This window comes from Sphingobium sp. KKT206, from assembly GCF_055640555.1.
Window position 1 is genome coordinate 3,119,221 of sequence record NZ_CM145764.1, and the last position, 17,653, is coordinate 3,136,873.

General features: G+C 60.5%; 16 protein-coding genes and 1 tRNA gene. 9 read left to right on the plus strand and 8 right to left on the minus strand.

The features are described 5' to 3' along the window. Positions 1-86: 86 nt before the first annotated feature. The 5 genes from ACZ2HM_RS15105 to hspQ form a co-directional block, all read right to left on the minus strand. Positions 87-740, minus strand: a complete 654-nt coding sequence (locus ACZ2HM_RS15105; RefSeq protein ID WP_470425590.1) for a DUF1275 family protein — start codon at positions 738-740, stop codon at positions 87-89. Positions 741-877: 137 nt separating this feature from the next. Beyond that, on the minus strand, positions 878-1,468 hold the full coding sequence (locus tag ACZ2HM_RS15110) for a hypothetical protein (protein ID WP_037478265.1): 591 nt from the start codon (positions 1,466-1,468) through the stop codon (positions 878-880). A 72-nt stretch (positions 1,469-1,540) separates the two neighbouring features. After that, positions 1,541-3,478 carry an OPT family oligopeptide transporter gene (locus tag ACZ2HM_RS15115; RefSeq protein WP_237748942.1) on the minus strand — a complete coding sequence of 646 codons (1,938 nt, stop codon included), beginning with the start codon at positions 3,476-3,478 and terminating at the stop codon, positions 1,541-1,543. Between the two features lie 119 nt (positions 3,479-3,597). Further along, positions 3,598-4,362 carry a GDSL-type esterase/lipase family protein gene (locus ACZ2HM_RS15120; RefSeq protein WP_470425591.1) on the minus strand — a complete coding sequence of 255 codons (765 nt, stop codon included), beginning with the start codon at positions 4,360-4,362 and terminating at the stop codon, positions 3,598-3,600. Continuing rightward, positions 4,319-4,690, minus strand: a complete 372-nt coding sequence (hspQ, locus tag ACZ2HM_RS15125) for a heat shock protein HspQ (RefSeq protein ID WP_037475101.1) — start codon at positions 4,688-4,690, stop codon at positions 4,319-4,321. Before hspQ ends, ACZ2HM_RS15120 begins: the two co-directional genes overlap by 44 nt. A 134-nt stretch (positions 4,691-4,824) precedes the next feature. Here hspQ and ACZ2HM_RS15130 point away from each other — a divergent pair. Together ACZ2HM_RS15130 and ACZ2HM_RS15135 are read left to right on the plus strand one after the other, a co-directional pair. Further along, positions 4,825-4,914 (plus strand) — tRNA-Ser (locus tag ACZ2HM_RS15130). A 310-nt stretch (positions 4,915-5,224) separates the two neighbouring features. Beyond that, positions 5,225-6,502 carry a hypothetical protein gene (locus tag ACZ2HM_RS15135; RefSeq protein ID WP_470425592.1) on the plus strand — a complete coding sequence of 426 codons (1,278 nt, stop codon included), beginning with the start codon at positions 5,225-5,227 and terminating at the stop codon, positions 6,500-6,502. A 171-nt stretch (positions 6,503-6,673) separates the two neighbouring features. Here the strand turns inward: ACZ2HM_RS15135 and ACZ2HM_RS15140 are convergent, their stop codons facing one another. Continuing rightward, positions 6,674-7,276, minus strand: coding sequence for a recombinase family protein (locus ACZ2HM_RS15140; RefSeq protein ID WP_470425593.1), 603 nt, complete (start codon positions 7,274-7,276; stop codon positions 6,674-6,676). A gap of 463 nt (positions 7,277-7,739) precedes the next feature. On the opposite strand from ACZ2HM_RS15140, the gene ACZ2HM_RS15145 reads away from it, so the two are divergent. From ACZ2HM_RS15145 to ACZ2HM_RS15175, 7 genes are all read left to right on the plus strand, one after another. Then, positions 7,740-8,069, plus strand: coding sequence for a hypothetical protein (locus ACZ2HM_RS15145; protein ID WP_470425594.1), 330 nt, complete (start codon positions 7,740-7,742; stop codon positions 8,067-8,069). Positions 8,070-8,124: 55 nt separating this feature from the next. Then, positions 8,125-8,634: a hypothetical protein gene (locus ACZ2HM_RS15150; protein WP_470425595.1), complete on the plus strand. Its 510-nt coding sequence runs from the start codon at positions 8,125-8,127 to the stop codon at positions 8,632-8,634. 160 nt (positions 8,635-8,794) lie between these two features. Further along, a complete protein-coding gene (locus ACZ2HM_RS15155; protein ID WP_470426866.1) occupies positions 8,795-8,983 on the plus strand; it encodes a helix-turn-helix transcriptional regulator in 189 nt (62 codons plus the stop codon). A 475-nt stretch (positions 8,984-9,458) separates the two neighbouring features. Continuing rightward, positions 9,459-10,979 carry an aldehyde dehydrogenase gene (adh, locus tag ACZ2HM_RS15160; RefSeq protein ID WP_037478263.1) on the plus strand — a complete coding sequence of 507 codons (1,521 nt, stop codon included), beginning with the start codon at positions 9,459-9,461 and terminating at the stop codon, positions 10,977-10,979. A gap of 75 nt (positions 10,980-11,054) precedes the next feature. Further along, positions 11,055-11,447: a DUF779 domain-containing protein gene (locus ACZ2HM_RS15165; protein WP_037475099.1), complete on the plus strand. Its 393-nt coding sequence runs from the start codon at positions 11,055-11,057 to the stop codon at positions 11,445-11,447. A 156-nt stretch (positions 11,448-11,603) separates the two neighbouring features. After that, the gene (locus ACZ2HM_RS15170) at positions 11,604-12,764 is read left to right on the plus strand and encodes an FIST N-terminal domain-containing protein (RefSeq protein WP_470425596.1); all 1,161 of its coding nucleotides are present in this window, start codon (positions 11,604-11,606) and stop codon (positions 12,762-12,764) included. Beyond that, entirely contained in the window at positions 12,761-15,010 is a 2,250-nt protein-coding gene (locus tag ACZ2HM_RS15175; RefSeq protein ID WP_470425597.1) for a hybrid sensor histidine kinase/response regulator, read from the plus strand. The genes ACZ2HM_RS15170 and ACZ2HM_RS15175 overlap by 4 nt, the downstream gene beginning before the upstream one ends. A gap of 4 nt (positions 15,011-15,014) precedes the next feature. Here the strand turns inward: ACZ2HM_RS15175 and ACZ2HM_RS15180 are convergent, their stop codons facing one another. Both ACZ2HM_RS15180 and ACZ2HM_RS15185 read right to left on the minus strand, forming a co-directional pair. Then, positions 15,015-15,791, minus strand: coding sequence for a response regulator (locus ACZ2HM_RS15180; RefSeq protein WP_470425598.1), 777 nt, complete (start codon positions 15,789-15,791; stop codon positions 15,015-15,017). 13 nt (positions 15,792-15,804) lie between these two features. Next, on the minus strand, positions 15,805-17,547 hold the full coding sequence (locus ACZ2HM_RS15185) for a methanol/ethanol family PQQ-dependent dehydrogenase (protein ID WP_470425599.1): 1,743 nt from the start codon (positions 17,545-17,547) through the stop codon (positions 15,805-15,807). Positions 17,548-17,653 lie beyond the last annotated feature (106 nt).

Consider the following 17,653-nt stretch of genomic DNA (forward strand, 5'->3'; position numbering starts at 1 on the left):
CTCCCGTGAAGACGGGAGAGGTGTAGATGTTGCCGTCATGCCGGGCTTGATCTGATAGTCACGACGCCCCCAACTGGTGGCGTCTGCTATCGCGCGGTCACCGTCCCACCAAGCGGGCCGAGATAGAGGCTGAAACCCCATAAGGCGGCGCACCAGCCGCATGCCACCCATAGGGCGGACAGGTCGAGCTGCGCGAACAGGGCGGCGCCGATGATCGCGCCCAGCACCAGGCTGAGCCACAGCAGCAGATGGGGCAGCCAGCCAAAGCGCGGGCCGCCGGTCAGGGCGAGCGCGAAGGATTGGCCGAGTTTCACCAGCGCGCCGGTCATGTAGGTGACGCCGATGCTGACCTCACCGTCACGCTGGAACACGTTATTCACGGCCCCCATCGCGGCGGCCATCAGGAAGGTGATGGCGTCGCCCCGGCGGCCAACGGCCAGGGCGGCGAGGATCAACATGCCCAGCACTGCCGCCAACACCGCCTGTTTGCGCCAGCGGCCCGCCAGCTTGCCGATCAACGCCCCGCCGAACACGCCGCCGACAAAGGCGCCGATCAGGCCGATGGCCAGGCCGGCGATGGCCGTGCCCCCGGCGATGCCCACCGCCATCCGCGTCGAATTGCCGCTCATGAAGGACACAAACAGGCCGCCCAGCTTGAGCAGGCCCAACGCATCGACCATCCCGGCCAACGCGGCCAGTCCAAAGGCCAGCGCATAGCGCGGCAGTGTGTGGTCGGTCATGGGTCAGGCGATCCGTGGAAGGACGATGATCGCGTTCTGCGCTGGAAATAAGGTCATCAATAGCCACTCTCTTGGTTCAGCAAAAATGCTAGACCAGCGATGGGCGGGAGGACAGGATAAAGCGAAGGCGCGCGGCCCTATCGCGCGGCTACGTCGCGGCTGAGATAGACCTCTGCGACGCGGCCGTCCTGCATGGCGCAGGTGAAGCGGCGGGTGGTGCCGGTGGTGGCGCGATAGCTGGCGCGGGTTTCGATTTCGCCGTCGATATTATAGCCGCCCTGGGTGGGACGCGGCTCGTCCATGGCGCGGATTTCGGCATAGCCGCCCTCGCGGTTTTGCGCTTCGTCGCGGGCGGCGAGGGCGCAGGCGTCTGCCATAGCGTCGGGGTTGCCGACGACGTCGGAAAAATCCTCCTCGCCGGGGGCTGCGCCTTGGCGGTCCAATCCATAGTCGGTGCCGGTGGCCGGGGGTGGAGCATCATCATCGGCATAGGGCGCGTTGCCGCGGGCGGCCTGCTTGTCCTTGGACAGGGAGGAGGCGACGATCGCGACCGCGCCGATCAGCGCGGCGACGCCCACCGCATCGCCAAAGCCGAAGCCATTGCCCCGGTCGCGATGATGATGGCCCCAGCCGCGATCATAGCGAGGGCGCGCTTCGGCGGCGCTGACGCTGCCGAGCATCAGGCCAAGGGCCACCAGCGATCCCGTCATCCAGCGCGTCTTGCCCATCATCCCGATCCTCTTATCCTCCTGCGATGAACCGATTTGTATCCGCGTCCGGCTGTCGCGCGGCTGAACGGATCAGGTCAGCGGCGCGCTCGCCCAGTGGCGCAGCCGGGCATAGAGGCCGGCGATGACGCCCGCGAAGATCAGGATGGCAAGCGGCACGGCCCAATGGCTTTCGCCTACCAGCGCGAGCGGCGTGTCGCTGTCGGTCGCGGCCACGATGCCGGCGAAGGCGACGCCAAACAGGCTTTCGCCGACGATGAAGCCGGTCGCCATCAATACGCCCATGCGCTCGGCAAATTCGGGATTGGACTGGCGCAGCGCCCAGCGATTGTAGAGATGGCCGATCAGCGCGCCGACCGGGATCAGCAGCGTCAGCGCCATCGGCAGATAGATGCCCATGCCGACCGCAAGCGGCGGCAGGCGCAGCTTGCCCGCCTTGCCCAGCAATTCGTCGGCCAGTACCACGACCGCGCCTATGCCCGCGCCGATGCCGATCAGGCCCCAGTCGAGATCGCCGCCCAATACGCCCTTGGCGAGGGCAGAGATGAGCGCTGCCTGCGGGGCGGGCAGGGCGTTCGGCCCGGCACCGGGTGCCCCGGCAAAGCCGAAGGCGCTGTTCAACAGGTCCAGCACCGGCGGGATGACGAGCGAGCCGAAGAGGACGCCGAGGATCAGCGCGATCTGCTGCTTCCATGGCGTCGCGCCGACGAGCTGGCCGGTCTTGAGATCCTGAAGATTATCGTTGGAAATGGTGGCGATGCCGAACACGATCGCGGTGGTGAAGAGGGCGTAGGCGACCAAAGCCTGGCTGCGATCCGGGTCGCCGCCCGATCCGTAAATGGCGGCGAGCATCAGCGATGCGCCCAGCACGGCGAGGATGCCGACGCCCGAAATCGGGCTGTTCGACGCGCCGATAAGCCCGGCCATATAGCCGCAGACCGACGCGATGACGATGCCCGCCACCAGCACATAGGCCAGCGTCAGCGCGATGACCGGCACCGGGTTGGCCGCGATCGGTCCGCCCTGCGCGAAGATCCAGAGCAGCACGCCGATCGGCAGCATCGACGCGACGATGGTGCCGAAGACGATGCCGATGGGGAGGTCGCGTTCGGTCAGTTCCAGCAGTCCGGCATTGCCCGCCTTGCGCGTTGCATTGGCGACGAGGGCGGAGCGGATACCGCCGATGATGGGGCCGAGAATCTTGAGCAGGGTCCAGATCGCCGCGACGCCGATGGTGCCCGCGCCGATGAAGCGCGCCTTGGTGCGGAAGGTGTCGCCGACGATGGTGGCGAGATCAGCGCCTGCGGGTACGGGCGCGGTGAGGAAGGGGACGATGCCGAACCAGCTGATCACCAGCCCCACGAACATGGCGACGCCGACTGACAGGCCGACCAGATGGCCGACGCCGATCAGCGCCATCGAAAAGCTGGTCGACATCGATGTCGCGCCGGTGCCGAAGCGGAAGAAGGTGGCGGCTTCCTCGGCGATCAGCCGGGTCTTGGCGATGATGGTGAAGGAAGCGGCGGCGACGGCGCTGAGCAGAATGGCGGACAGGCCGCGCTTATTTTCTTCCGCGCCCGCGCGCGATCCTGCGCCGACCTTGAGCACTTCGGCCGCCGCGACGCCTTCGGGATAGGGGAGGTCGGAGCCGGTGACGAGCGCGCGGCGCAAGGGCACGGAATACATGACGCCCAATATGCCGCCCAAGGCGATGGTGCAGGCTGACAGCCAATAGGGAAAGCCCTGCCACCAGCCGATCATCACCAGGCCCGGCAGCACGAAGATGATCGCCGAGAGCGTCCCCGCCGCCGAGGCGATGGTCTGGACAATGTTGTTTTCGAGGATGGTGCCAGTGGCGAACAGGCGCAGGATCGCCATCGAGATGACCGCCGCGGGGATGGACGTCGCGAAGGTAAGCCCGATCTTGAGGCCGAGATAGACGTTCGCTGCGGTGAAGATGAGGGTGATGAGCGCGCCCAGGATGACGCCGCGCAGCGTCAGTTCGGCCATCCCGCTAGCCTGTGGCTTGTCCGTTGTCACCCTATATCCCCTTGGCTTCATGCTTGTTGCTTGGGCTTGGTAATAATGTTGCTTGGTCGTGGATCAATCGGAAAGTGCTATTGCGGCCGTCAGGAGGCCTTTTCCGCCGCAGCGGTGGCTGGCGCGACACGATCGAGCCAATTGTCCACCAGCCGCGTCCAGCGTTGATAGCCTTCGGGCTTCATGTGCAATCCATCGGCGCGAAAGAGCGAGGCGTCGGGCAAGCCGTCGCGCGCGAGCAGCAGGCGGCCGACGTCGAGATAGGTGAAGCGGACGGACGTTGCCCGCGCGGCCACGGCCTGGTTGATCGCCGCCATTTTGGGCCAGAGCGTCCAGCGGATCGGGCTGGGCTTGAGCGAAAGGAAGGCGATGGGCGCGCGGGGATAATCGTTGCGCAGCCGCTTGAGCAGGGTCAGGATGTCGGCGGCGACCTTGTCAGGGCTGGCACCGGCCGCCAGATCATTTTCGCCGACATAGACGATGATCGTGCTGGGCTTGGTCGGCGGTAGCAAGCGGCGATAATAGCGCGGCACGTCAGGCGTGCTGGCTCCGCCGAAACCGCGATTGACGGTCGGGATGTCGGTGAAGCTGCCCGCTATGTCCCACAGGCGGATGCTGGAACTGCCCAGGAACAGGGTCGCGCCCTCGACCGGCGGGCTGGCGGCATTGGCCTTGGCGAACGCCTCGATCTCGCGCGCGAAGGGGAAGCTGGGATCGGCATTGGGCGGCCGATCCTGCGCCTGCCCGCCTTCCGCCTGCCCGTGCGCGATGCCGGGCAGCGCGAGCGCCAGCAGCAGCGCGGCGACGCCCTTAATGGCGATGGAGCGGGCGCAGGCGATATTTACCGTCCGCATAGGCACCGAACATGCCGGTGATGGCGGGGTGGTCGACCGGCTCGTCGCTGTCGTCGGTGACCAGATTCTGCTGGCTGACATAGGCGACATAGCTGGATTCGCCATTTTCGGCGAGCAGGTGATAGAAAGGCTGCTGCTTGTCGGGCCGGGCATGTTCGGGGATGGCCTCATACCATTCCTCGCTATTGGCGAAGACCGGGTCGATATCGAACACGACGCCGCGAAAGCCGAACATGCGGTGCCGGACCACGTCGCCGATGCTGAAGCGGGAATGGACGATCGGCGGGGCCGTGACGCCAGCGCCGAAAATCTGAATCGTGTTTCTCATGCCCTCAATTTAGGGTGGTTCAACGCCGACACAAGAAAAAACCCGGAAACCCCGCTTGGCAAGCGCGATTTCATTCGCTAATGGCCGCCGCTCGACCAGGAACGCAGCGGCCCTCGGCCCGGCGGACCTTCTGCGGAGAGGTGGCAGAGTGGTCGAATGCACCGCACTCGAAATGCGGCGTGCCCGAGAGGGTACCCAGGGTTCGAATCCCTGCCTCTCCGCCAACATTCTGACTAAGCAATTGAAGACGCTAGGTTTTTAGCCGATTGCGGCGGACAGGCCAACAGTCCGCCCAACATAAAGATTTTCATTTCGCAATGTTGTCCCTTCGTCTTTCTTAGGCCGAACTGGTAAATAAACTTGGCTGCAAGGCCATCCGAGATGGCGAAAGTGGCGGCGACGATGACGCGCAGGCGTGCGCGCGGCCAAATACTGCTTTCTACCAGCCGAAAATGATTTAAGCACTAACTTATAGATACCTTTGTGTTTTTTTGACATCCTAATGCTTACTAATCGTCGGAGGGGGCGCTGACCGTGGCTGAAAATGCAGAGAAGTTAACAACAATTGCCGATGCCCTTGAGTCTCTCGCTGATCAAATAATCGCGGGCACAACCGATGATAGAACAATGACCGAAATTTGGGGATGGAATTGCCCACCCTTAACTCGGCACGAGCTATCAAGGGTTTTTGCGTCACGCGCAGCGAAAGTTAAGGGCATCAAGCCCTCCGAATTGAATGCCAAATTTAGCGAAGTTTCGCTCATCAAACGGATCGAAATCGCTAAATCTACAATCGTTCCTTACGTGTTCAATGGGAACGGCTCTACCGCCGTTCCAGCATTATTGGCCTTAGCGGACTATATCGATCAACTATTCCGTAGCCTGTTTGAGCCGGTAACCGACTGGGAAGAAATTGAAAAAGCAGGAGGGGTTCCTAAAAAGCTCGCTGCGAGGGTTCGGTCATTAACCGCTAGCATCAATACGATATCCGCCAAAACCGGAAAGCTCGCTGACCAGATTTCTGTAATAAACGATGCCCATGCAGCAGCAGAAGCTTTACCTACAGATATGGAGTCGCTGGAGGAAGCACGCCAGCGCATTGCTTTATTGGAATCTGAGTCTTTGAAGATATCAGGAGTAATAGAAAGTCAACGAGCTGAAATAGAGATTGCCTTATCAAAAATTAAACAATCGGAGTCAGAGGCTGCTCAACTGGTCGTTAATTGTGGAGATGCTTACAGTGCTGCCACTACAAAGGGCCTTGGTGAATCCTTCCAAAATCGTGCTGATAGTTTGAGTAGGTCAATGTGGATTTGGGTTGCCGGTTTGGTATTGTCTTTAGGACTGGGCGCTTGGCTTGGAACAAGGCGGGTTGAATTAATTCAGGAGTTGGTCGAGAAGCAGCAAGATACGGGCAACATCGGAGTCTACGTCGCTCTTGCTTTCTTTTCAATAGCAGCCCCCGTTTGGTTTGCGTGGATAGCGACGAAGCAGATCGGACAGCGATTCAAGCTAGCCGAAGATTACGGCTTTAAGGCTTCTGTCGCTAAAGCTTACGAAGGTTACCGGCGCGAGGCCGCGAAACTCGATGAGAGTTTTGCTTCACGGTTGTTCGGGACCGCGCTGGATAGGATCGATGAAGCTCCGCTAAGATTCGTGGAAGCCGAAAGTCATGGCAGCCCATTGCACGAACTACTAAGCAGACGCCTTGGAAAGTCGCGAGCAGAAAATCAGGAAAAAGAGCGAAAATCTGCTTCGCCATTTATAAATCCGGAATATGACGACGGCAAACTTGAGGCGGAAAATAAATAGTTAGATATTGGTCTATTATTATCTAATATAATATCAAATTATTGATTTTGGCGGATTAATTTATTTTGATATCCTATGTTAATTACTCGGCTTTGCAAGATATTTAATTTTAATATTATTAGAAACAGTCGAAGAGAGCGCTGAATTATTGTAAGATTATAAAGCGCTTGGTTAAATGCGATGAGCCAGACGGGAAATGGATAAAGCGCAGTATCGCTTAACAGTCGCGTCAGACAGACCGAACTGCGCCGCCGTCCTGCTAATGCTAGCCGCATTGTCCTTACGCCATTTGGCGACCGTGGAAGCATCAGCAGCCTTGGGCCTGCCCATGCTAACCTTGCCCTTATGAGTGCGCCCTGTGGCCTCAAGGGACGCCCTAGCGGCGCTTCTACCAGCATCGCAACGCTCTTTGATCCTGCCGCGCTCCATATCCGCGATCTGGGCTAAGACCGCTACAATCAATTCCCCCACACCTCTACCGATGGGGCCAAGGCCAAGGACATCGACCGTCACCCCCCGTTCAATAAGCTTGCGCACGGTAGATTGGACATCCAGCGCGTCACGCCCAAGACGATCTATTGCTGCTATATGGAGGGTATCACCTTCACGCACATAATTGAGCAGGGAGGCGAAGCCGGGTCTATCCGCTGCCATGGTCGCACCTGACACACCTTCATCCGCAAACTCCTTATCGAAAGGGCCGGTAAGGGTCTGGCGCTGGGCTTCAATGCTCTGCCCGCCTGTAGAAACCCGGTAATATGCAATGCGGCTCATAACTGCCCCTCGACTCGCTCATAAGTTATGTAATTAATTATGAGCTAGATCAAATATGAGTCAACATATGTTTTGATCCATTCCGGCTGGCGTTTAGTCGGGTGGGCCTAAAGCTACAACTTCTGATCTAGCGCTTGCGCCGTTGGACCTGTTTGGAGGTAGCGGCTCATCTAAGTGCATGGATATGATCGAAGTCCTAGAGATTCGCGGTAAGACCGATACGGGTCCGTGCAGTCACAAGCCTATGAAAATAAGTCAGGCTCACACATTTAGAATCGTCAATCTCATACGGCAGATACCCGCCCATCGACCCCCGTGGTCGCGGAGGCAGGTGCAACGGTAAGCTGCCTCTCCGCTAACGACCAAAGGCGGAAATTCAAAAGGCGATTGATGATCTCCGATAGCTGACGACTGCAAATGGGTTTATCTTCGAGCCATGTATAGCACCGAAATAGAACAGCGTATGGCGACCATCCAGTCTGAGCCGGGCTTTGACGTTCCGAAATTATGGTTGACGTTCTACCTCACCGCACAATCGACCCCGCTTGTAGCGTTTGCAGAGAAACTCGCGGAATTACAGGCAGTAAATCTCATCGATGCGGAAGGTGGTTTCTTATACCCGAAACTGCCAGTTTCGAATTCAGCTTCCCAAATATCAAGTCTTATTGAACAGGTCAGAAGTCTGGCAGCTCAGCACAACATTGAGGTGCTTGCAGTCGATGCGGATACGACCACCGATCCGTCAACTTCCCGGTTTGCCGAAATCATTCGCTATGAACGGACTGTCGGCTAAGTTTCCCCGCACCCGCCGTAGCCGACAGTCCGCTACCCACCCGTAGCTGCACAATATGAGCGTCGCCCTGTTGAAGGAACTGGGGCTTTATGGTGTCCAGACCGCCGGGCTCAAACAAGTAGCGCAACTGCTCTGGAGCGTTCTGACATTCTGTTCCCAGCATCCTGATATCACTGAGGAGGTTCGGTTCCAGGCTGCATCCCTGCGCAGGGCGCGAGCCAGATATCCGGTCCGGGCATCAGTATCACCCGGTACAGAGGATCCCGATGCCGCATTTAGCTGTTTCGAGGATTGGCTGGAAAGTCACGGTAAAATCGATCCGAAGGCTTTCGAGATCGAACCCTGGTTCGACGAAGAGGCCGATCTGGCTTTTGCCCTTTACCTCGATTTGTTCACCCCGGCCATTTTCGACGACTTCGACACCCGATGGCTCTTCACCCATGCCGGCGACGGACTGATCGCGATCCCTGAAAATCTGAATCTGGCATCCTTTCGACCGGAGCATCTGCGGAGCCACATCATGATCAATCTGCCGCGCGTCATCAGGCCGATCTGGATGCGTTAGCAGATACCATAAACTAAGCGGGTCGGGGGATGCGCCAACATCGTCCCGACCCTCACCACGATAGATCCTGGAGGAGCATATGGCTAACACCCCCCATATCATACAAGCAGATGAACAACAGCCCACACGCGAGATGTACGTTTTCGGCGGGCGTGCCCCGATGGCGATCCTTCGACTGCCTGCGGTCAAGGCGAGGACGGGGCTGAGCCGAGCGACCATATACCGCAAGATTCAGAGTTCTGATTTCCCCCGGCCGCATCAGTTGAGCCAGCGGGCCGTTGGATGGCTAGAGTCCGACGTCGAAACGTGGATTATTAATTGCATCGCGGGAGGTGCCAATGACCGCTGAGATTGGGGGCATCCTTGGGGGCATCAACTGTCCAGCATGCACAAAATATCATGATATCTCAAATAATTATGCATATTTTGGTGTATCCCTGCCTCTCCGCCAGTTATTTTCAAAAACCTTTGATTTTTAGAGGTTTTCCGGGTGTCGGTTCGTAGCAACCAACATTTGGGTTGATAGCATGTGAGATTGTCTTTTTGCGATAATAGCCCAATGCTGGTCCATTATCCCGACGCTATCGGGCGACTGTAGAGGGGTTAGCAGCCTTGGTTGTCCCCATGCTGGCTTTCCGCCTAGGAGCGCGCCCTCCGTCTCAAGGCGGAGCAGAGCAATGTGCCGGATCATTTGATCCCTAACATCGACGACGCGATCATCGTGGTCTCTCGCAATTGACCAAAGGTCTAATTGCGCGCTTCCCCGACTTTGCCATCCTGACATCCTGAATTTCAATGCGAAAATTGACCCAGGAGATATGATGATGCTGCACCAGGCGCTGGAGAAATTATCCGGCCACACCCTCATCCGCGATTGCTATGACAATTATATCGGTGGGGCATGGACGGCGCCTGTGAAGGGCGCCTATTTCGACAATGTTTCGCCCGTCAACGGACAGGTGGTGTGCCAGGTGGCGCGCGGCACAGCCGAGGATATCGAGCTGGCCCTGGATGCCGCACACGCCGCCAAGGCGGCGTGGGGCCGGATGTCATCGACCGAACGGTCCAACATCTTGCTGAAGATCGCCGACCGGATGGAAGCCAATCTGGATCTGATCGCGATGGCTGAGACGATCGACAACGGTAAGCCGATCCGCGAGACGACCCATGCCGATATTCCTTTGGCGATCGACCATTTCCGCTATTTCGCCGGTTGCGCCCGTGCCCAGGAAGGCTCGATCAGCGAGATTGACCATGACACCATCGCCTATCATTTCCACGAACCGCTGGGCGTGGTGGGTCAGATCATTCCGTGGAACTTCCCCATCCTGATGGCGGTGTGGAAACTGGCGCCTGCCCTTGCGGCTGGCAATTGCATCGTGCTCAAGCCTGCCGAACAGACGCCGATGTCGATCCTGGTGCTAGCGGAGATTATCGGCGACCTGTTGCCGCCCGGCGTGCTCAACATCGTTAACGGCTTTGGCGTCGAAGCGGGCAAGCCGCTCGCCAGCAGCAAGCGGATCAGCAAGATCGCCTTTACCGGCGAAACCACGACCGGCCGCCTGATCATGCAATATGCGTCGGAAAACCTGATCCCGGTGACGTTGGAACTGGGCGGCAAGTCGCCCAACATCTTCTTTGCCGACGTGATGGACGCCGACGACGATTATTTCGACAAATGCCTGGAAGGCTTTGCCATGTTCGCGCTCAACCAGGGCGAAGTCTGTACCTGCCCCAGCCGCGCGCTCATTCAGGAATCGATCTACGATCGTTTCATCGAGCGCGCCATCGCACGGGTGAAGGCGATCAAGCAGGGCAGCCCGCTCGATCCATCGACGATGATCGGCGCGCAGGCGTCCAACGACCAACTGGAAAAGATCCTGTCCTACATCGCCATCGGTCGCGAAGAAGGCGCGCAGGTGCTGACCGGCGGCGAACGCGCCAGCCATGAGGGCGATCTGAGCCAGGGCTATTATGTAACGCCCACCGTCCTCAAGGGCCATAACAAGATGCGGATTTTCCAAGAGGAAATCTTCGGGCCGGTACTGGCAGTGACCACCTTCAAGGATGAGGCCGACGCGCTGGCGATCGCCAATGACACGCTCTACGGTCTGGGCGCAGGCGTATGGACCCGCGACGGGACGCGCGCCTATCGCATGGGCCGTGGCATCCAGGCTGGTCGGGTGTGGACCAATTGCTACCATGCCTATCCCGCCCATGCGGCCTTTGGCGGCTATAAACAGTCGGGCATCGGGCGCGAAAATCACAAGATGATGCTGGACCATTATCAGCAGACGAAGAATCTGCTGGTCAGCTACAGCCCGAAGGCCCTGGGTTTCTTCTAAAGGAATGGATTTCTTCTGAAGGTCGGCGGTGGGCATCATGGGATGCCTGCCGCTTCATTTTGGCGGAGACAGACGATGGTATCGCTTCCGGCACGCATCCTGTCCACCCCGCAGGCGGACGCCCTGATCACTCGTCTGACGGCGCTGCATGGGCCGCTCATGTTTCATCAATCGGGCGGGTGTTGCGACGGGTCCGCCCCGATGTGTTTCCTGCGCGGTGAATTTCGAGTCGGGGCGCAGGATGTGTTGCTGGGGCGGATTGCAGGCGATGTGCCGGTATGGATCGGCGCCGCGCAATTCGACTATTGGCGCCATACGCAGGTGATCATCGATGTCGTGCCGGGCCGGGGGGCGGGCATGTCGCTGGAAAGCCCCGAAGGCCTGCGGTTCCTGGTCCGCTCGCGCCTGTTTAGCGAAAGCGAGTCGGCGCTGCTGGAGGCCGCCGGAGAACCGGCGCGCGGCGGCTGATTGCGCGACGCGGACCAGCCGTTCCGGCAAGCGATGATACGCTTGCCCCTTTCTGCACGACATATCCGGTCCAAAGCGCGAAAAGCGTCGGGTTTCGGGTGACAATATCGATCATCCCTGCGCATGATATTGCCATAAAGACGACAAGGCAGCGGGATGAGGGGCAAGGCGACGACAGACATCCTGAAGGCGGGGATAGGGTTTGCCTCCTCCCATGCCGATGATCCGTTCGAGGCCATGGCAGAACTGGGCGAGACGCTGGGCGCACAGCCGCTGGCCGGTGCGATGATCTTCTGTTCGCACCGCTATGATCGCGACCGGCTGGCGCGGGCGATCAACCGGCATAGCGAGGGTATGACGGTGATCGGCTGCACCAGTTCGGGGGAATTGACCGGCAATGGTTATGACAGCGACAGCCTGACCATCATCGGCTTTCCCGCCGACAGCTTCCGCATGACGTCCCATTGTTTCGACGACATCGATAATTTCGATCCCCAAGCCGCGCGCGAACAGGTGCGCGCGCTTGCGGCACGGGCGGAACGCGACAGCCGGGCGCTGGGCGAGAGCGTCAATCATGTCGCCCTGTTCCTGGTGGACGGCCTGTCGCATCGCGAAGAATTGCTGACCATGACGATCCAGGACGCCTTGGGCGACATTCCGCTGATCGGCGGCTCTTCGGGCGACGACCTGGCCTTTCGCCAGACGGCGATATTCGATGGGGGGCGCTTTCACGCCCGCGCGGCGGTCATTGCCATCCTGTCCACGAGCCGGGCGATACATGTGTTCAAGGCGCAGCATTATCGGCCGGGCGACCGGAAGATGGTAATTACCGGCGCGAACTCGCCTGAACGGATCGTGACGGAGATCAATGCCGAACCGGCCGCAGCCGAATATCTGCGGTTGGCGGGTCATGCCGGCGAAGCGCTGGGGACGGCGTTCTTCGCCGCCCATCCGCCGATGGTCCGCGCGGGCGGGGAATATCATGTCCGATCGATCCAGAGCGCCAACCCTGACGGGAGCCTGACCTTTTACTGCGCCATCGACGAGGGCATCGTACTGACGATCGGCGAGCCCGTAGACCGCATCGCCGGCATGGAAGCCCTGTTCCAGGACATCGATGTCCATGTCGGGGAAGTGGATCGGATCATCGCCTTCGATTGCGTGCTGAACCGGATCGATGCGGAACAACGGCAGATCAGCCGGGACGTGTCCGCCCTTTATGCGCGGCATCGAGTCGTCGGTTTCAACACCTATGGCGAACAATATCATGCGCTCCATGTGAACCAGACGTTCAGCGGGCTTGCGATCGGAAAATGACGCAGGATGGCACCCGGTCGGACGCGGATAGCGAAGTCGCGCGTCTGCGCGAGGAGAACCGCAAACTGCGCAAGATCAACAGCGCGCTGATGGACCGCGTGGAACGGTCGACCGACATGTCGGCCAACGCCTTTTCGATGTTCGAAACCGCCATCTCACTGGAGGCGAAGGTCCGCGATCGCACCATCCAGTTGGAAGATGCGCTTGGGCGACTGGCAAAGGCCAATGCGGACCTGAGCGATGCCCATGCCCGCGCCGATGCCGCCCGCATGCGCCTGCGCGATGCGATCGAATCGATCAACGAGGGTTTTGTGCTGTTCGATGCGGAGGATCGGCTGGTCCTTCATAACGAAGCCTATCTCGGCTTCTGGCCTCAGGTGGCGGACCATCTGGACGAAGGCGTGACCTTCCACGACATTGCGCGGATCGTGGCACATAGCCAAAGCCCGGCTGGGGCACAGGTCGCGCCGGACCGTTGGGTGTCCGATCGGCTGGCCAAACATGGCATTGCCGATGGCGCACAGGTGCAGCGGCTCGCCGATGGCCGCTGGATCCAGATCAACGAATTGCGCACCAGCGAAGGCGGCATTGTCGGCATCTATACCGATATTACCGAGGCCAAGGCGGAGGATGCCCGCGCCCGCGCCCGTGAACTGGCCGAACGCAATGTCGTGCTTCAGGCGACGCTCGACAATCTGTCGGAGGGGGTGTGCCTGTTCGACAATAGTCGGCAACTGGCGGCCTGGAACGAAGCACTGCGCCGCCTGCTTGCCCTGCCGGATCATCTCGCGGGCGCACTGGCCAGCCATGGCGATCTGGTCCGCTGGTGTCGCGACACGCTGGGGCTGGACGATGGCGGCTGTCTCGATTGGCGCGGGGGGCATGCCGACAATCAAACGATTGTGCGCCGGTGCGCGGCGGGCCAGCGGCATTTCGAGATCCGGGCGAAAACCATGGCGGGCGGGGGCCAGGTGTTCGGTTTCATCGATGTCACCGACATGCTGCGCGCGCAGGCGAGCTTGCAGGAAACGGCCGAAACGCTGGAGCGCCGCGTGTCGGAACGCACGGGCGAACTGGTCGAACTCAACCGCAAGCTGGAAGGCGAAGTGGCCGAGCGGCGGGCGGTGCAAGCCGCATTGACGCAGGCCAAGATCGCGGCGGAAAAGGCGAACCTGTCGAAAACCAGCTTTCTCGCAGCCGCCAGCCATGACCTATTGCAACCGCTCAATGCCGCGCGGCTGTTCGTCGCGGCGCTGGGGGACCGGCGACTGGCGCTGCCGACGCGCGCGCTGGTCAACCAGACGTCGACGGCGCTGGATTCGGTCGAAGATCTGCTGGAGGCGTTACTGGAAATCTCCCGGCTCGACGCGGGCGCGATCCAGCCGGAAATCGGGCATATCCGTATCGACCGGCTGTTGCAGACGCTGAATGTGGAATTCGCGCCGATGGCCCGTGCGGCGCACCTTGCCTTCCAGATCATAGCCGAGCCGCTCTGGGTCGAAACCGATGTCCGGCTGCTGCGCCGCATCCTTCAGAACTTCATTTCCAACGCCATTCGCTACACCCCCAGCGGATCGGTGCGGGTCTGCTGCGCGGCGACGGATCAGGGGGTGGAAATCAGCGTCACCGATACCGGCCCCGGCATCGCGGCGGACAAGCAGGCGCTGATCTTCGAGGAGTTTCTGCGGCTGGACACACGCTGCCAGGGTAAGGGGCTGGGCCTCGCCATCGTCAAACGGGCCAGCGACATGCTGGGTCATCCCATCACATTGCGGTCGGCACCGGGCGAAGGCGCCACATTCGCGATCACCCTGCCGATCGGGCAGGAACAGCGCGACGACGATCCCGACCGCGCGCCGCCGTCCCGCGATCGGCCGATGCGCAATCTTTCCGTGCTGGTGATCGACAATGAACGCCAGATCCAGTCCGGCATGCGGACGCTGCTGACCGGCTGGGGCTGCGCGGTGGCAACGGCTGACGGGTTCGATCAGGCCGCCTTGCTCTTCGCCGATGGCGCGCGGCCCGACATCATCCTGGTGGACTATCATCTGAAAGATGGCGAAACGGGCGATACCGTGATCCACCGCCTGCATGATCATTTCGGCGTCAAAGTGCCCGCCGTGATGATATCCGCCGACCGCGGCGAGGCGCTGAAAACCCAATTGGCGGCCACCGCGACGCCGTTGCTGAACAAGCCGGTGAAGCCAGCGCAGCTGCGCGCGTTGCTCCGAACAATTCTGGACTGATCGCCTAATTATCGCCGTCGAAACGCACCCGGTTGGCCAGGATCACGGCCTGGGTCCGGCTGAATACATGCAACTTTTGGAGGATGGCGGAGACATGCGCTTTCACTGTGGTCATCGATACGCTCAGGTCATGGGCAATCTGCTTGTTCAAGCGGCCATGGACCAGATGCGTCAGCACAACCCGCTGCTGCGGCGTCAGGCTACCGATGCGGTTGAGGATATCGGCCTCCTCCGGGCTTTCCTGCGGACCATCCTCGATCGCGTCGGGCATGTAGATTTCGCCGGACACCACGCGATGCAGCGCATCGACGATCGCGCTGCGCTTCATCGACTTGGGGATGAACCCCGCCGCCCCGGCGGTCAGCGCCTCGCGCACGATCGCGCGGTCGAACGCGCCCGATATCATGACCACGGGCAGGATCGGAAAACGGCTGCGCAACAGGCGCAGTCCGTCCAGCCGCTTGACGTCGGGAATGTGGAGGTCGAGCAGGATCAGATCGAAATTTGACTGTTTGTCCAGCGTCGTCAGCGCCTCCTCCATGCTCGCCGCCTCGAAGATCGCACAGCCGTCGAAGGTGATGGCGATGACGCTGCGCAGCCCGTCGCGGACCAGCGGATGATCGTCGATGATCAGCACTCGCTCCATCATGACCTCGTCCGCCATCAGGTCGCCATCATCCCCCTGCATCCGTCCCCCCTGCCCATGACGATCGACCATGATCGGGGGCACGGCAAGACGGCCTGACTGGCCTGCATAATTCCCGCGCCCCATGACGATCATAGCAGCTATTCCCTTATTTCGGCAGCTTGAACACCCAGAGCGATCCGCCCTGGTTGATATCCTTGAAGGACTTGGCGACCTCGCCACCCCATAGCGGCACCGCGCCGCCCCAGCCGGACATGACGGCGACATATTGCTCGCCATCCTGTTCCCAGGTGACAGGCGATCCAACCACGCCCGACCCGGTCTGGAACTTCCACAATTCCTGGCCGGTCTTGGCATCGAACGCCTTGAGATAGCCCTCCGGCGTGCCGGTGAAGACCAGGTTGCCTGCGGTCGTCAGCACTCCGCCCCACAGGGGCGCCTTATTCTTATATTCCCACACGATCTTGCCGGTCTTGGGATCCATCGCCCGCAGCGCGCCGATATGATCGTCGGCGATCGGCTTGATCGTGAAGCCCGCCCCCAGATAGGCCGCCCCCTTCTTATAGGCGATCGGCTCGTTCCAGATGTCCATGCCCCAGTCGTTCGACGGGATGTAGAACAGCCCTGTATCCTTGCTATAGGCCATCGGCATCCAATTCTTGCCGCCCAGGAAGGACGGGGAAGAAAAGACGCTCTTGCCCTTTTCCGTGCCGTCGGGCGCGCCGGGCCGACCCGCCGGGATCACCTTGGGCTTGCCATTCTTGTCATAGCCATCGGCCCAGGTCGTCTGCATCACGAATTTATTGGCGCTGATGAATTTGCCATTGGTGCGGTCCAGCACGAAGAAATAGCCGTTGCGGTCGGCCTTTCCGCCCAATTTCATCGGCTTGCCGTTGATCGTGGCATCGAAGGGGATGAATTCGTTGACGCCATCGAAATCCCAGCCGTCATGCGGCGTGGTCTGATAATGCCATTTGATCACGCCCGTTTCAGGATCGATCGCCAGCGTCGAGGCGCTGTAGAGATTGTCGCCGGGGCGCAAATGGCTGTTCCAGGGGGCCGGGTTGCCAGTGCCGAAATAGAGAAGGTTGGTTTCCGGGTCATAAGTGCCGCCGAGCCAGGTCGCGCCGCCGCCGGTCTTCCACATGTCGCCCTGCCAACTGGCGTTGAGCTTGCCGGTAATGCCATTATCCTTGCCGCGCAGGGTGCCCATATTCCCTTCGATCACCGGCCGGTGCCAGATCAACTCGCCCGTATCGACATCGCGCGCCTCCACTGCGCCGACCACGCCGAACTCGCCGCCCGAATTGCCGGTGATGACCATGCCCTTGACGATCAGCGGCGCGGCGGTGGCGCTATAGCCCGCCTTGTAATCGGCAATCTGCTTGTTCCAGATGACCTTGCCGGTCAGGCGGTTGAGGGCGACGAGCCGCGCGTCGAGCGTCGCGAAGATGATCTTGTCGCCATGGATGGCCGCACCGCGATTGACGACATCGCAACAGGGCATGATGCCGTCCGGCAGGCGGGCATTATATTCCCATTTTTCCTCGCCGGTGCGCGCGTCGAAGGCATAGAGGCGCGAATAGGAGCCGGTGACGTAGATGGTGCCGTCATAGACCAGAGGCTGCGATTCCTGCCCTCGCTGCTTTTCGCCACCCAAGGATGCGGCAAAGGCGGGCACCAGCCGCGATATGGTCTGGGTATTGAGCGCGGTGAGTGGGCTGAAACGCTGCGCCTGTGGCCCCATGCCATAGGTCAGCACATCGCCGGTCGATGTCGCATCGGCCATCAAATCCGCATCGGTCGGCCCCTGAGCGACCAACGGTGCCGCGGCCGTCAACAGCGCCAAAGTGACGGCGCCGGTTAGCGAACGTGTGAAACGCCCTTTCATGATCATCCTCCCTGTTATGGGCGCGCTCGGCGCCTTCGACGTGCAGATTATGGGATGAGGCTGGCGGAGCAATTGGACCTTGGGTCGCGCCTTCATTCTATGCGGC